We start from the raw sequence: 14,961 nt of genomic DNA, 5'->3' as shown, positions 1-14,961 counted from the left end.
TCAGGGCCGAATCCTGCGGCATTATACGGACTCGGGACAGATAATGCAGGGTTGTGGTACGCACTGCGGTGGTCGATCACCCCCGCCTTGTAACCGCTCGTCGGACACCGGACAATGAGCCGCTCATTACCCGTCCAACTGGAGGCCCCCATGGTCGAACGCGACACGCTGCTGCGCTACTGCAATGAACTGCTCGACAGCGACAGCTTTCAGGACTATTGCCCCAACGGCCTGCAGGTAGAAGGTAGCCGCGAGATACGCCGTATCGTCAGTGGCGTGACCGCCAGTCAGACGCTGGTGGACGCGGCGGTAGCGGCCGAGGCTGACCTGCTGCTGGTGCATCATGGTTACTTCTGGCGCGGCGAGGCTGCGGCTGTGGTGGGTATCAAGCAGCGCCGCTTGAAGGCCCTGCTGCAGAGCGACATCAACCTTATGGCCTACCACCTGCCGCTTGATGTGCACGCCGAGCTGGGCAATAACGTGCAGCTGGCAAAGCTGATGGGCTGGCAGATCAGCGGCGGCCTGGAGCCGCACAACCCGCGCTCCGTGGGGCTCAGCGGCGAGCTGCCGGAGCCCTGCAACGGTGAAGCCCTGGCCGCGCAGCTAGCTGAGCGCCTGCAACGCGAACCGCTGTTTATTGCCGGCCACGACCGCCCGGTCAAACGCATCGCCTGGTGCACCGGCGCCGCCCAGGGCTATATCGACAAGGCTGTTGCGCTGGGCGTCGATGCCTTCATCACCGGCGAAGTGTCCGAGCCCACCGTGCACGCCGCCCGCGAAAACGGCATCCACTTCTACGCCGCCGGCCACCATGCCACCGAACGCTACGGCGCCAAAGCGCTCGGCGAACACCTGGCGGCCACCTTTGGCATCGAGCATCAGTTTATCGACATCGATAATCCGGTGTGAAATAGGCTGGAGGCCTGAAGCTGGAAGCTTGAAGCAGTCCGAGCTGTCGCGGGTATTGGCTTTTTATTTATATTCCGGAAGCTTCAGCTTGACAGGCATTGAGACGGATTCATCCTGATTAAGCTTCCAGCTTCCAGCTTCCAGCTTCCAGCTTCCAGCTTCCAGCTTCCAGCTTCCAGCTTGTTTTTTATATGCTTATAGCCGATGGTTCTTGATCGGCTGCTTATTATAAAAAATAGCCTTTGATACAATGCGCGGCAGTCGAATTGGGCCGCAGGGCCGTTACCCATTCAACGCGAGTACACCATGCTGGAAAAACTGACTCACCTGAAACAACTGGAAGCCGAAAGCATTCACATCATTCGTGAAGTGGCGGCCGAGTTCCAGAACCCGGTCATGCTCTATTCGATCGGTAAAGACTCCGCAGTCATGCTGCACCTGGCGCGCAAGGCCTTCTACCCGGGCCGTTTGCCGTTCCCGGTGCTGCACGTGGACACCGGCTGGAAGTTTCAGGCGATGTACGAGTTCCGCGAAAAGATGGTCAAGGAGATGGACCTTGATCTGCTGGTACACAAGAACCCGGAAGGCGTGGCGCAGGGTATCAACCCCTTCACCCACGGCAGCGCGGTGCACACCGACGTGATGAAAACCCAGGGCCTGAAGCAGGCACTGGACAAGTACGGGTTTGACGCAGCCTTTGGCGGCGCCCGCCGTGACGAAGAGAAGTCCCGCGCTAAAGAGCGTGTTTACTCCTTCCGCGACAAGCACCACCGCTGGGACCCGAAAAACCAGCGCCCGGAGCTGTGGAACATCTACAACGGCAAGGTTCACAAGGGCGAAAGCATCCGCGTGTTCCCGTTGTCCAACTGGACCGAGCTGGACATCTGGCAATACATCTACCTGGAAAGCATCCCGATTGTGCCGCTGTACTTCGCAGCTGAGCGTCCGGTAGTCGAGTACAACGGCTCGCAGATCATGGTCGACGACGACCGTATGCCGCTGGACGGCAAGACGCCAGAAATGAAGATGGTGCGCTTCCGTACCCTGGGCTGCTACCCGCTGACCGGCGCCGTCGAATCCAGCGCCGCCACCCTGCCGGAAATCATCCAGGAAATGCTGCTCACCCGCACCTCCGAGCGCCAGGGCCGCGTCATCGACCACGACTCGGCCGGGTCGATGGAGGAGAAGAAGAGGCAAGGTTATTTCTAGCCGCAGGCTAGAAGTAACCCTAGCTTGAAGCAGGAAGCTTTAAGCTGAAAGCAGCATGGAGGTTGCGTGGACTTTGAAAAACTTGAGGTGTGGCGCCGCTCAGCTCGCTTGTCAGCCAATCTGTATAAAGCGATGGCTGGTCATAGGGACTGGAGCTTTCGAGACCAGATAACGCGCTCAGGGCTGTCGATCCCGAGCAATATCGCCGAAGGCATGAGCCGCACCGGGGCTCGCGACAAGGTTCGCTTTTTGCTGATTGCCAAGGGGGCGTGCGCAGAGTTGCGCACCCAGCTTTATATTGGTCGAGAAGCTGATTTGCTCGAGGCGGCGTTTGCCGTGCCGGCAGTCAAAGAGACGCGCGAAATTGCCGCTATGCTCGCCAGTTTGATTAACACTATCCGCGCTCAGGCTGCGGTGGATAAAGCGAAATAAACGACTGGGTTTGCTTCAAGCTTCAAGCTTCAAGCTTCCAGCCTTACAAAGTTGAGAACAGGCTATGTCTCACCAATCCGATCTGATCAGCCAGGACATCCTGGCTTACCTGGCCCAGCACGAACGCAAGGAACTGCTGCGCTTTCTGACCTGCGGCAACGTCGATGACGGCAAGAGCACCTTGATCGGGCGTTTGCTGCATGACTCCAAGATGATCTATGAAGATCACATGGAAGCCATCACCCGTGACTCCAAGAAGTCGGGTACCACTGGCGAAGAGGTGGATCTGGCGCTGTTGGTGGATGGCCTGCAGGCTGAGCGTGAGCAGGGTATTACCATCGACGTAGCCTACCGCTACTTCTCGACCGCCAAGCGCAAGTTCATCATCGCCGATACCCCCGGCCATGAGCAGTACACCCGTAACATGGCGACCGGTGCTTCTACCTGTGACCTGGCGATCATCCTGATTGACGCCCGTTACGGCGTGCAGACCCAGACCAAGCGTCACAGCTTTATTGCATCCCTGCTGGGCATCAAGCACATCGTGGTTGCGGTCAACAAGATGGACCTGATGGACTTTGATCAGACCGTCTTTGACAAGATCCGCGAGGACTACCTGCAGTTTGCCAAGGGCCTGGATCTGCTGGACGGCGACAAGGTGCAGTTTGTGCCCATGTCGGCGCTGAAAGGCGACAACGTGGTCAACCACAGCGAGCGCAGCCCGTGGTACACCGGCCCCTCGCTGATGGAGATCCTCGAGACCGTCGAGATCGCCAGCGACCGCAATACCACCGATCTGCGCTTCCCGGTGCAGCTGGTTACCCGCCCCAACCTGAACTTCCGCGGCTTTGCCGGCACCATCGCCTCTGGCGTTGTGCGTAAGGGCGACGAGCTGACCGTACTGCCGTCGGGCAAGGGCAGTCGCGTCAAATCCATCGTCACCTTTGACGGCGAGCTGGAGGAGGCAGGCCCAGGTCAGGCGGTTACCCTGACGCTGGAAGACGAGATCGATATCTCCCGTGGCGACATGCTGTGCCACGCCGATAACCTGCCGCTGATCGGCGATCAGTTTGAGGCGACCTTGGTGTGGATGGCCGAGCAGCCGATGCAGCCTGGCCGCAAATACGACATCAAGCGTGCCACCAGCTACAGCCCGGCATCCTTTACCCGTATTCAGCACCGTATCGACGTCAACACGCTGGAGCAGCAGCCTGCTGCCGAGCTGGCGCTGAACGAAATCGGCCGTGTACAGGTCGCCCTGGAGCGTCCGATTGCCTTTGATGACTATCAGAGCAACCACACCTCCGGCGCCTTTATCGTCATCGACCGCATGACCAACGGCACCGTAGGCGCAGGCATGATCGTCGCCAAGGCCCAGGGCAACCAGAACAGCAGCGGCAGCCAGCACGGCCGTTTTGCTCACGTCACGCCGCAGGAGCGCGCCGAGCGCTTTGGTCAGGAGCCCGTGACCCTGCTGTTCACCGGTCTGTCCGGCTCCGGCAAGAGCAGCATCGCCTACGCTCTGGAGCGCAAGCTGTTCGACGGTGGCCGTGCCTGCTACGTGCTGGATGGCAAGGTCATGCGTCAGGATCTGAGCAAAGGCCTGGCCATGGATGCCGCCGGCCGTGCCGAGAACCTGCACAAGGGCGCGCGCATCGCTCGCCAGATGAACGAAGCGGGTCTGATTGCCATTGGTGCCTTTGTCGCACCGACCGAAGAAAGCCGCGCGACTGCGCGTCATATCCTCGGCAACCGCTGCCTGCTGGTGCACCTGGATACGCCGCTGGATGTCTGTCAGCAGCGTGACCCCTCTGGCATCTACGCGGCCAATGTCGAAGGCACCATTCCGGGCATCTCGTTCCCGTATGAGGCGCCGAGCGATGCTGATCTGGTGCTCAACACCGCCGAGCTGGATCTGGAAGGCTGCGTCGAGAAAGTGGTTGGTCTGCTGCGCGAGCGCAAGCTGATCTGATCTGCCTGCCTGTTGAGAAGGACACGCCATGACGCCAGCTGACATCGACTTCATGCGGCTGGCGCTGGCGCAGGCGCGGCTGGCGGCCGAGCGGGGCGAAGTCCCGGTGGGCGCCGTGCTGGTGCAAGATGGCAAGGTGATTGGCGAAGGGTTCAACCAGCCGATCACCAGTCTCGACCCCAGCGCCCATGCCGAGATGGTCGCCATTCGCCAGGCCGCAACGGCCTTGAAGAACTACCGCCTGCCCGGCACCACCCTGTACGTCACCCTTGAACCCTGCACCATGTGCTCCGGCCTGCTGATCCACAGCCGTATCGGGCGTCTGGTCTACGGCGCCAGCGAACCCCGCTCCGGCGCCGTCGCCAGCCGCAGCCAAGTCCTGGACCAGCCCTGGATGAATCACCGGGTGCAGGTGGAGGGCGGGGTATTGGCCGAGGAGTGTGGGGCGTTGTTATCTGGGTTTTTTAGGGAGAGGCGTTGAGTGTAGCGGCAAGCTGCAAGCAAAACCCGTGCGGTGTGGAATCGCGCGGGTTTTTTATTGGCTCGGAGAGGTAGATCAAGTCTTCGAAATAAAGCCCAGAAGGCTCTGCTCGCTGGGGCGAGGTTTTGCTTTTGGTTTTAGCTTGCGGCTTGCGGCTGTTTAGCGCAGCGCGATGCGCTGCGCTAAACCCCATCCGGCAACTGCTCCAGAATCCCCGGCGCGTGGTACTGCTCGGCTGGTTGCTGGCGGGATTCGGATTGGGGTTGGGTGACCCATTGCAGGATGTCGTAGTAACGGCGGATGTTCTGCACGTAGTGCACCGGCTCTGAGCCGCGGGCGTAGCCGTAGCGTGTTTTGCTGTACCACTCCTTCTTCTGCAGAAGCGGCAGAAAATCCTTTACGTCGACCCAGCGGTTGGGGTCGCGGCCGCCGTCGGCGGTCAGCTTGCGGGCGTCGTCCAAATGGCCCAGGCCTACGTTGTAGGCCGCCAGCGCAAACCAGGTACGGTCGGGCTCGGGGATGTCGGTCGGGATCTGGTCGCGCACCCAGATCAGATAGCGCGCGCCGCCGTTGATGCTCTGCTGTGGGTCAACGCGGTTGGTTACGCCGACAAATTTGGCGGTTGGCAGGGTCAGCATCATCAGCCCGCGTACGCCGGTGGCCGAGCGCGCGTTCGGGTCCCAGAGCGATTCCTGATAACTCATGGCGGCCAGCAGGCGCCAGTCCAGCCCGTTCTGGTCGCCGGCCTGGCGCAGAAAGGTTTCAAAGCGCGGCAGGCGATTCTGCATATGGGTAGCAAAGGCGCGGGCGCCCACGTAGTCCAGTACGTCGGAGTGGCCGTAAAAACGCTCGATCAGCTGATCCAGTGTGCCGTCGGCCTTGATGCGCGAGAAGAAGCCATTAACCGCATCCAGCAGCGTGCTGTCGGCGTACTGGCGCAGCGCCCACGCCATCGGCTGGCCGTCGCCCAGGTCAAAGGCAACGCTCACGGCCGGGTAAAACGCTTGGTTGACCACCAGCTCGTTGGAATACACCACCGCGCTGTCGATCTCGCCGTCGTTGACCAGACGCAGCAGGTCAACCACCTCAACGCTGTCCGACTCCTCAAAGGTCAGCTCCGGGTGGCTTTGCTGCAAGGTGCGCAGTTCGTCAGCCAAGGTGCTGCCCTTGAGTACCATCAGGCGCTGGTCGTAGAGGTCTTCAATGCTGCGGGGTTTGCGGCTGCCGCGTCGATAGACTACCTGCGGTATTACGTCGAGATAGGGCACGGCAAAACGAATCTGCTCGCTGCGCGCCGGGTTGACGGTCAGGCCAGCCGCTGCCACGTGCGGACCATCGGCTTCGCCAAGCTGGTGGTAGAGGCTGTCGACGGTGTCGGCGGCCTGCATGTCCAGGCCCACACCCAGGCTGTCGGCAAAGCGCTTGGCCAGCTCGTATTCCAGCCCGGTATCACCGTTGCGGTCCTGATAGAAGGTGGTCGGCGTGTTGCGGGTGATCACGCGCAGGGTGCCGTCCTCCTGAATCTGTTCCAGTTGGGTGCTTTGCTCACAGGCTGCCAGCAACACGGCGCACAGGGCGGTGGCCAGAGCCTTGAAACGGGGAAGGCGGGGGGCTGGTCGATGCATGGCGCCAGTATAGGCAAAAGCGCGCTGCGGCAATAGCCGCTGGCGCAATGACAGTGGGTTGCCGCTGACCAGCTCGGCATGGCTCCAACGCCCCGCTTGGGGTATCCTATGCGCCTTCTTTTTCCCACTGTTCGCATCCCGAGGCCGATACCGACATGCATATCCTGCGTGGAGCCCCAGCCCTTTCTGATTTTCGTCGTACCAAGTTGCTCGCCAAGCTGCAAAGCCGTCTTGCCGGAGTGACCGGGGTGTACGCCGAGTTCATGCATTTCGCCGAGCTGAGCAGCGAGCTGGACGAGCAATCCGCGCAGGTGCTTGACCGCCTGCTGCGCTATGGTCCGTCCGTGCCGGTAGAGGAGCCCGTTGGCGAACTGGTGCTGGTTGTGCCGCGGTTTGGCACCATTTCCCCCTGGTCCAGTAAGGCGACCGACATCGCCCGCAACTGTGGCTTGAGCCAGGTGCTGCGCCTGGAGCGCGGTATTGTCTATTACGTCAGTGGCGAGCTGTCGGCAGATGAGCGCGCGATGCTGAAAGCCGAATTGCACGACCGCATGACCGAGCTGGCGCTGGATGATCTGAATGCGGCAGCAGCGCTGTTCGCGCATACCGAGCCCAAGCCGTTCCAGCGTGTCGACATCCTGGCCGGTGGCCGTGATGCGCTGGTTGAAGCCAACAGCAGCCTGGGTCTGGCGCTGGCCGAAGACGAGATCGACTATCTGGTTGAAAGCTTCACCGGCCTTGGCCGCAACCCGAGCGACGTTGAACTGATGATGTTCGCCCAGGCCAACTCCGAGCATTGCCGCCACAAGATCTTCAACGCCAGCTGGGACATCGACGGCCAAGCGCAGGACAAAAGCCTGTTCGGCATGATCAAGAACACCTACCAGATGCACAGCGATGGCGTGCTGTCTGCCTATAAAGACAACGCCGCTGTGATCGAAGGTTTCACCGCAGGCCGTTTCTTCCCGGTGCCGGGCAGCAATGAGTACCGCGCCCATGAAGAGCCGGTGCATATCCTGATGAAGGTGGAAACCCACAACCACCCGACCGCGATTGCGCCGTTCCCGGGCGCGTCTACCGGTTCCGGTGGCGAAATTCGTGACGAAGGCGCAACCGGTATCGGCGGCAAGCCCAAGGCTGGCCTGACCGGTTTTACCGTCTCTAACCTGCGCATTCCGGGCTTCGTCCAACCGTGGGAAGAAGACAACGGCAAGCCGTCGCGCATTGTTACCCCGCTGCAGATCATGATCGAAGGCCCGCTCGGCGGCGCCGCGTTCAACAACGAGTTTGGTCGTCCGAACCTGAACGGTTACTTCCGTACCTTCGAAACTACTATCGACTCGCCCCGTGGCCCGGAAACCCGTGGTTACCACAAGCCGATCATGATCGCCGGTGGCATGGGCAACATCCGTGCAACCCACGTCGAGAAGTCCGACATCCCGGTTGGCGCCAAGCTGATCGTGCTGGGTGGCCCGGCGATGCTGATCGGTCTGGGCGGCGGCGCGGCGTCCTCGATGGCCACAGGTGCCAGCGCCGAGGACCTGGACTTTGCCTCCGTGCAGCGTGAAAACCCGGAAATGGAGCGCCGCTGCCAAGAGGTCATCGACCGCTGCTGGCAGCTGGGGGACAAGAACCCGATCGCCTTTATCCACGACGTGGGCGCGGGCGGTCTGTCCAACGCCTTCCCGGAGCTGGTTAACGACGGTGGCCGCGGCGGTCGTTTCGAGCTGCGTAACGTGCCGAATGACGAGCCGGGCATGAGCCCGCTGGAAATCTGGTCCAACGAATCCCAGGAACGCTACGTCATGGCCGTGCCGAACGCCGATTTCGAGCGTTTCGAAGCCATCTGCCAGCGTGAGCGTTGCCCCTTCGCTGTGGTGGGTGAAGCCACCGAAGAGCAACTGCTGGTACTCAACGACACGCACTTCGACAATCAGCCGGTCGACATGCCGCTGTCGGTTCTGCTCGGCAAGCCGCCGCGCATGCATCGCAGTGTCGAGCGCGAAGCCGAGCAGGGCGACGACTTCAGCGCCAATGAACTGAACCTGAGCGACGCTGCCGAACGCGTACTGCGCCTACCGGCCGTTGCCAGCAAACAGTTCCTGATCACCATTGGTGACCGCAGCATCACCGGTATGGTCACCCGTGACCAGATGGTTGGCCCATGGCAGGTGCCGGTTGCCGACTGCGCCGTCACCTCTACCAGCTTCGACGTTAACACCGGTGAAGCCATGGCCATGGGTGAGCGCACGCCGCTGGCGCTGCTCAACGCCCCGGCCTCCGGCCGCATGGCGGTGGCAGAAACCGTGACCAACCTGGCTGCTGCCCGCATCGACAAGCTGTCGGACATCAAGCTGTCGGCCAACTGGATGTCGGCTGCCGGTCACCCGGGTGAAGACGCTCGCCTGTACGACACCGTCAAGGCGGTCGGCATGGAATTGTGTCCTGAGCTGGGCATCACCATTCCGGTCGGCAAGGACTCCATGTCCATGAAGACCCGCTGGGACGAGTCCGGCAAAGAGAAGTCGGTTACCTCGCCGCTGTCGCTGATCGTCACTGGCTTTGCACCGGTACAGGATGTGCGCGCGACCCTGACCCCGCAGCTGCGTCTGGATCACGGTTCAACCGATCTGATCTTGATCGATCTGGGCCGTGGTCAGAACCGTCTGGGCGGTTCGGCGCTGGCGCAGGTCTACAACAAGATCGGCCAGCAGGTGCCGGATCTGGACGACGCTGAAGACCTCAAAGCCTTCTTCGCCGTGATCCAGGGCCTGAACCAGGACGAGCTGCTGCTCGCCTATCACGACCGCTCCGACGGTGGCCTGTTCACCACGCTGACCGAGATGGCCTTTGCCGCCCGCTGCGGCCTGAACATCAACCTCGACGTACTGGCGCAAGACGCCAGCACACTGGCCGACGTACTGTTCAACGAAGAGCTGGGTGCGGTTATTCAGGTTGCCCAGAGCGACACCGAAGAAGTGCTGGCACAGCTGTCTGCCGCTGGCCTGGGTGATTGCAGCGCGGTGATCGGTCAGCCCGCCAGCGAGCAGGCGATTCGCTTCGAGTTTAACGGCAAGCCGGTGCTGGGAAGCACCCGCGCCATCTGGCAGCAAGCCTGGAGCGAAACCAGCTGGCAGATTCAGCGCCTGCGCGACAACGCCGAATGCGCGGATCAGGAGTTTGAAGGCATTGCCGACGACGCCAACCCGGGCCTGCACGCGCTGCTCAGCTTTGATATCAACGAAGACGTTGCCGCACCGGCCATCAGCAAGGGCTCGCGCCCACGCGTTGCCATTCTGCGTGAGCAGGGCGTCAATGGTCAGGTTGAAATGGCCGCCGCCTTCAACCGCGCCGGCTTCAGCGCGGTCGACGTACACATGAGCGACATTCTCAGTGGCCGCGTTGAGCTGGAAGACTTCCGTGGTCTGGTCGCCTGTGGCGGCTTCTCCTACGGTGACGTGCTGGGCGCTGGTGAGGGGTGGGCCAAATCGATCCTGTTCAACCAGGTTGCCCGTGAAGCCTTTACAGCCTTCTTTGCTCGCCCTGATACCTTCGCTCTTGGCGTATGTAATGGCTGTCAGATGCTCTCCAACCTGCGTGAGCTGATTCCTGGCAGCGACCACTGGCCGCGCTTTGTGCGTAACCGCTCCGAGCAGTTCGAAGCGCGTGTTGCCATGGTTGAAGTGCAGCCTTCGCCGTCGATCTTCCTCAGCGGCATGGTTGGCAGCCGTCTACCGATTGCCATCGCCCACGGTGAAGGCCACGCCGAGTTTGCCAGCAGCGCCGCTGTTGACGCCTGTGAGGCCGCCAACGCCGTTGCCCTGCGTTATGTCGACAACCGCGGTCGCATGACCGAACGCTATCCGGCCAACCCGAACGGCTCGCCGCGCGGCATTACCGGCCTGACCACCCGCGACGGTCGCGTCACCATCATGATGCCGCACCCCGAGCGCGTGTTCCGCGCCGTACAGAACTCCTGGCACCCGGATGACTGGAGCGAAGACGGCGGCTGGATGCGCATGTTCCGTAACGCCCGCGTGTGGGTCGGCTAAACGCCAGCGCAGCACACAACAACCCCGGCCACGCGCCGGGGTTGTTGTTTAAAGGTGGTGGACAGCGCCTTGCTCGCTGGAATAGTCAGCAAGGCGTTCGCGCAGTTTAAGCGCACACAGGGATGGCACGGCGGGCACATTCAGCCGAGCGGACTTTGCACCCCGGCAAAGGCGTTACCAAGGACATGGGTATAAATCTGCGTAGTACGCACATCAGCATGCCCCAGCAGCGTGGCGCGGCCCCTAGGGCTCTTGCCGCTGCGCCCCGTGATGATCTGGCGGTCGATGTCTTTGAGGCACAGCCGACAGGTTTCCACAACACCCAGCCCCGTACCCTACATCAGCAAAGCAACCAGTTTGTGAGGCTCAGGCAGCAATCCAATGATCTGGGTTGCGTCGCTGTGCGTCGGCACTGTCGGAATGCGTGCAGGGCGTTTGGCCCGGACGATATCGCCCAGCGAGCGATCCAGCACCTAAGCATTGAACAGCGTGCACAGCATGCCGTTCGAATGCTTAGGTGTTAGGTGGATATCAGGTCACGCCAGCGTACTTGAATACAGTTTGACCCGAGCGACTTTGGGCTAAAAGATAAGCAAGGAGATGGCTGGAGTGAGCCCGGAATGGATTTTCTACAGCCTCGCTAAGTGCCCAGGCACATTAATTCTCTTAGAGGGATATTTAAGTCACAAGGAGTTCAATCGATGATCAAAAAAAACATTAGCTTAGCGTTTATTTCGGCCGCAGCCTTAGCTGGCTGCGCTTCTACCCCTACAGGAGACCTATACTGGAAGTACGATTTGGGTGCTGACTTCAATGAGATGAAAGCTCTGATGGACTCGCCTGAATTTAGAGCACAGGTGAACGATAGCACACATTATACAATTCCTATTTGTGGATTCGCTGATGAAGAAAACACCACTGAAATTATTGAGTACTTGATAAAAGTTGGGGGTGATGTAACTTCTTGCCGCGAACGCGGTTATTTCACAACCCCTCTGCATGTGGCTGTAAAAGGGAACTCAACTGAAAATGCATCCATTCTATTAGCAAACGGCGCTGACCCGAATGTTGAAAATTACGATGGCGAAACGCCTTTAGGTATAGCAGAAAAAGAAGGGTATTACAAAATTGAAAAAATGATTAATTCGTATGAAGAAGATTGGCAGAAAGCTAATTCGGAAGGCGAGGTAAATGCTTTCGAAGAATATCTAGAGCAATACCCCAACGCGATGCACTCTGCTGAGGCTAAGTTAAAGCTGGCATTGTTAGAGTCAATGAGTGATCCTGAGGCAAATGCAGGATCTGTTGTGGCTGAAACGGAAACAAGAGAGCTTTTCCAAGAAGGACTGGCAACTGACATGAACCAGGTCCCGAAATTAGAAAAGCCTGATGAGTCTGTGTCGAGTAATACGGCGAGCAACGCTCAAGCAGTTTCTTTGGAAGAAAACAAGACAGAAGATAGCGAAAAACAAATATCCACACACGTCGCCACATCGTCACCTAGTATTGATTTTGCGTGTGCTTTTTACTCTAGAGAGCAGTGTGATGAGTACATAGTGGATGATAAAAGTCAGGTGGATGATATGAAAACACTGTGTTTCCAGTCATTTGGTAATGTAGAGGCATCCTGTAGGGGAGGTGCTCCAAGTTGCTCCTATAGGACTTCTTGGGGTTTAAATATTTCTTACAATTATAGCTCGGACAGTTTTTACTTTAAGCAGTCATGTATAGAAGGTGGGGGAGAGCTGCGTTAAGATAGGATCGTCGCAAGCTGCTATTTCGATATTGGTGAATTAAAATAATTCGCATGTGATTTGACATGGCAACACCTTACACTAGATGTTGCACTTGGTCATTGAGACCGCCGAGTCCCAACTATGATGAGAAAGCGCAGAATATGAAATTGACAGGCCTCTGCTCGTCGTCAACCCTTAAGGCCAACAGGTCGCCGATAAGCAAGGGGATGAATTGCTATACCGGACGGCCAGTTGGTCTTAAGGTAAAGCCGATCCCTGCAATTGCTTACTTTCCTCGCTCGCCAGCAAGTAACAAGGTGTTAGTGTCGGATGCTTCCGCAGATGTCACCCTGCTTGCGAAGCAAGCAGTCCGCCAAATGCGGGGTCACCGCACAACAGACCGTTATGTGCCCGCCGGGCATCAGTGAAATAGTATGGCTATAAGTGAATTTGAAATTAAGAAGATTGAGAAAGAACTCGAGGCCTTCATGAAAGTGCAGCGCCCACCAGCGCACATCCGAAATGAACTGGACCTCGGCTACAGAATTGAAGGTCAAAGTGTCGAAATCTTTGAAGTAAGACCACAGTGGCGAGACCCTTCACAGAAGACGGAAACCCCCGTGGCAAAGGCTACTTTCGTCAAGGCGCAGAACTGCTGGAAGATATTCTGGCAACGGTCGGATTTGAAGTGGCACGGGTACGAGCCAGCCCCCAAAGCAAAGTCGCTTACTGACTTTCTCAACGTAGTGGCTGAGGACAAGTACGCATGCTTTTTTGGATAGCATATAACAAAGTGCAGCAGTTCGCGCCCAGCGGCGCCGGACGTCAGCTGACCTGCTGCCGCTGTGCACGGCGTTAGACTTGCAAGAGAACATTGCGTATCGTGATTTCGTCTTAACAACAGGAGGCATCCCATGGTCAAAGTAGCCTTGTTCGTTCGCCTTGAAGCTAAACCCGGAAAAGAGAAAGAGGTTGAGAGCTTCCTTCTGAGTGGCCTTCCCATCGTCAATGAGGAGCCTGCCACCACTGCGTGGTTTGGCATTCGCCTTGGACCAAGCACTTTCGGAATCTTTGATGCTTTCCCGGATGAAGCGGGTCGGCAGGCCCATCTCTCCGGCAAGGTCGCAGCCGCGTTGATGGAAAAGGCAGGTGAGTTGTTCTCCGAGCCCCCGTCCATCGAAAACGTTGATGTACTTGCGGCAAAGCTACCTGGCTAGCAAGTCTAACAATACGTTCAAGCCGAGACCGCTTCGCGGCCTCGGCTTGGTGCCGTGGTATCGTTGCATACGCCTTGGCCGAGTGCGCGGTCCGGCTTAACTCAGGTGTTAGACCGAAGCCTGAACTACAACGTGGGCTGCCATGCACTTGGTGTTCTCGGCAAAGCCCAGCTTCCAGATCTCTTCTCGCTAGAACGCCGCGCTGCGCTCCGGCGTTCACCAAGATTCTCCATCAAGTTCATCGGCTTGCGCGCTCGCCTTCGGCCAACGCGCATCTGGCAATGGTCCGCGGAGTCGCACGCAGCCGCGCACGCCCCGCCCTGCGGTTCGCCACGCGCCTGCGTGCAGTCGGGCTTCGCCGGCATACTTTGGCGGGCGCTGACTTGTTCTTTCAACAACAGGCTGGTGTGGTCTAACAACTCGTTCAAGCCGACTGTAGTAGCCCCGGCGGTTTTATCATGGTCCACGGGCAGCGCAACGGCTTTGGCTGGCTCGCGCCGGTGCTGCAGCACTTTGACTGGACTGATGGCAGTATTGCGATCACCAACGCGGAGATGGACGAGTTTATGTCGCTGGTGTCGCCGGGTACGCCTATCGACATTCGTTGGTAACGGGGTGGGCCTGCCGCAGCCCAGATGAGGAAAGAGCATGAATCGAATCAACCCGGCAAAACTGCTGCACAGCAAGTGGACGGCCGTTGCCCCTCAAAAGCGGGAAAAGCACTTTATGGTGGTTGAGGTGGAGTACGACGAGGAAGGCGCGGTGCTGTCTTGCCTGCTGGAGGCAGTGCTCACCAAGAGTCAGTACCCGATTGACTGGCGCGAGCTGAAAAACACCGAGCGCTGGCGCCAGGGCTGGAAGTAGCCTGGCGCCAGCAAGCAGAGGTCAGTCTGCGTATTTCGCCTGCATCAGATAGGCATAGGCGGTATTGAAGGCGGTTTCTTGATAGGCCTTGAGGCCGGTCTCAGCGAAGGGGACGGCAATCGGGTTGCGCTTGATGGATTCCTTGATATCGGCTGGCGACAGGATAATCACATCAAGGCCCGCAATCAGCTCGATAGCCGCTTCCAGTTTGAAGCCCACCGCGCCGCCAGCAAACTTGCCCTTCATCGGCCGCTGGCGAATCACGACCTTGTTCACCTTGTAATCCTGCATCAGCTTGGCAAAGGTCTGCTGGAAATAGCGCAGGTCACTGGCGCTGTGGGTGCCCGGCAAGGTCAGGCGGCGCGAGCGAAAATCCGGCAGCTGAAACAGCTCATCCTCCAGCGACAGCAAGCAGAGATTTGCATCGTTACTGTTGAGGTCAACACCGCACACTTTCATAAAAA

The 14,961-nt window shown here is 59.0% G+C and carries 13 protein-coding genes and 1 pseudogene; 11 read left to right on the top strand and 3 right to left on the bottom strand.

Going from position 1 to position 14,961, the window contains the following annotated elements:
• The first annotated feature begins 150 nt into the window (after positions 1 to 150).
• The 5 genes from BM116_RS02015 to tadA all read left to right on the top strand — a co-directional run bounded on the left by BM116_RS02015 (position 151) and on the right by tadA (position 5,003).
• A complete protein-coding gene (locus tag BM116_RS02015) occupies positions 151 to 909 on the top strand; it encodes a Nif3-like dinuclear metal center hexameric protein (protein WP_083728930.1) in 759 nt (252 codons plus the stop codon).
• 306 nt (positions 910 to 1,215) lie between these two features.
• Positions 1,216 to 2,118 (top strand): sulfate adenylyltransferase subunit CysD, encoded by a 903-nt coding sequence (gene cysD, locus BM116_RS02010; protein ID WP_083729065.1) that lies wholly within the window; start codon positions 1,216 to 1,218, stop codon positions 2,116 to 2,118.
• Between the two features lie 66 nt (positions 2,119 to 2,184).
• Entirely contained in the window at positions 2,185 to 2,550 is a 366-nt protein-coding gene (locus BM116_RS02005) for a four helix bundle protein (protein ID WP_083729063.1), read from the top strand.
• Positions 2,551 to 2,614: 64 nt separating this feature from the next.
• Complete coding sequence (cysN, locus tag BM116_RS02000) at positions 2,615 to 4,522, top strand: sulfate adenylyltransferase subunit CysN (protein WP_083729061.1); 1,908 nt, start codon at positions 2,615 to 2,617, stop codon at positions 4,520 to 4,522.
• A 28-nt stretch (positions 4,523 to 4,550) separates the two neighbouring features.
• On the top strand, positions 4,551 to 5,003 hold the full coding sequence (gene tadA, locus BM116_RS01995; protein WP_235846670.1) for a tRNA adenosine(34) deaminase TadA: 453 nt from the start codon (positions 4,551 to 4,553) through the stop codon (positions 5,001 to 5,003).
• A gap of 182 nt (positions 5,004 to 5,185) precedes the next feature.
• On the opposite strand, the gene mltF is transcribed toward tadA, so the two are convergent.
• Positions 5,186 to 6,628 carry a membrane-bound lytic murein transglycosylase MltF gene (gene mltF, locus BM116_RS01990; protein WP_083729067.1) on the bottom strand — a complete coding sequence of 481 codons (1,443 nt, stop codon included), beginning with the start codon at positions 6,626 to 6,628 and terminating at the stop codon, positions 5,186 to 5,188.
• 155 nt (positions 6,629 to 6,783) lie between these two features.
• On the opposite strand from mltF, the gene purL reads away from it, so the two are divergent.
• Positions 6,784 to 10,680 carry a phosphoribosylformylglycinamidine synthase gene (purL, locus tag BM116_RS01985; protein WP_083729058.1) on the top strand — a complete coding sequence of 1,299 codons (3,897 nt, stop codon included), beginning with the start codon at positions 6,784 to 6,786 and terminating at the stop codon, positions 10,678 to 10,680.
• Between the two features lie 140 nt (positions 10,681 to 10,820).
• On the opposite strand, the gene BM116_RS19055 is transcribed toward purL, so the two are convergent.
• Complete coding sequence (locus tag BM116_RS19055) at positions 10,821 to 10,997, bottom strand: hypothetical protein (protein WP_175494022.1); 177 nt, start codon at positions 10,995 to 10,997, stop codon at positions 10,821 to 10,823.
• 384 nt (positions 10,998 to 11,381) lie between these two features.
• On the opposite strand from BM116_RS19055, the gene BM116_RS01975 reads away from it, so the two are divergent.
• The 5 genes and pseudogenes from BM116_RS01975 to BM116_RS01960 all read left to right on the top strand — a co-directional run bounded on the left by BM116_RS01975 (position 11,382) and on the right by BM116_RS01960 (position 14,497).
• Positions 11,382 to 12,434, top strand: coding sequence for an ankyrin repeat domain-containing protein (locus tag BM116_RS01975; RefSeq protein ID WP_083729056.1), 1,053 nt, complete (start codon positions 11,382 to 11,384; stop codon positions 12,432 to 12,434).
• A gap of 416 nt (positions 12,435 to 12,850) precedes the next feature.
• Positions 12,851 to 13,198: a DUF3024 domain-containing protein gene (locus BM116_RS01970; RefSeq protein ID WP_083729054.1), complete on the top strand. Its 348-nt coding sequence runs from the start codon at positions 12,851 to 12,853 to the stop codon at positions 13,196 to 13,198.
• Between the two features lie 132 nt (positions 13,199 to 13,330).
• The gene (locus BM116_RS01965) at positions 13,331 to 13,633 is read left to right on the top strand and encodes a putative quinol monooxygenase (RefSeq protein WP_083729052.1); all 303 of its coding nucleotides are present in this window, start codon (positions 13,331 to 13,333) and stop codon (positions 13,631 to 13,633) included.
• A gap of 452 nt (positions 13,634 to 14,085) precedes the next feature.
• Positions 14,086 to 14,244, top strand: a pseudogene (locus BM116_RS18760) (L,D-transpeptidase family protein); the annotation flags it as partial.
• Between the two features lie 37 nt (positions 14,245 to 14,281).
• Positions 14,282 to 14,497 carry a TIGR02450 family Trp-rich protein gene (locus BM116_RS01960; RefSeq protein WP_083729050.1) on the top strand — a complete coding sequence of 72 codons (216 nt, stop codon included), beginning with the start codon at positions 14,282 to 14,284 and terminating at the stop codon, positions 14,495 to 14,497.
• 21 nt (positions 14,498 to 14,518) lie between these two features.
• Here the strand turns inward: BM116_RS01960 and BM116_RS01955 are convergent, their stop codons facing one another.
• Positions 14,519 to 14,956, bottom strand: coding sequence for a DUF3010 family protein (locus BM116_RS01955; RefSeq protein WP_083729048.1), 438 nt, complete (start codon positions 14,954 to 14,956; stop codon positions 14,519 to 14,521).
• Positions 14,957 to 14,961: the final 5 nt, after the last annotated feature.

Origin of the sequence: Halopseudomonas pachastrellae, assembly GCF_900114765.1 — a bacterium.
Classification (GTDB): domain Bacteria; phylum Pseudomonadota; class Gammaproteobacteria; order Pseudomonadales; family Pseudomonadaceae; genus Halopseudomonas; species Halopseudomonas pachastrellae.
This window is presented reverse-complemented; position numbering and strand designations above follow the sequence as displayed.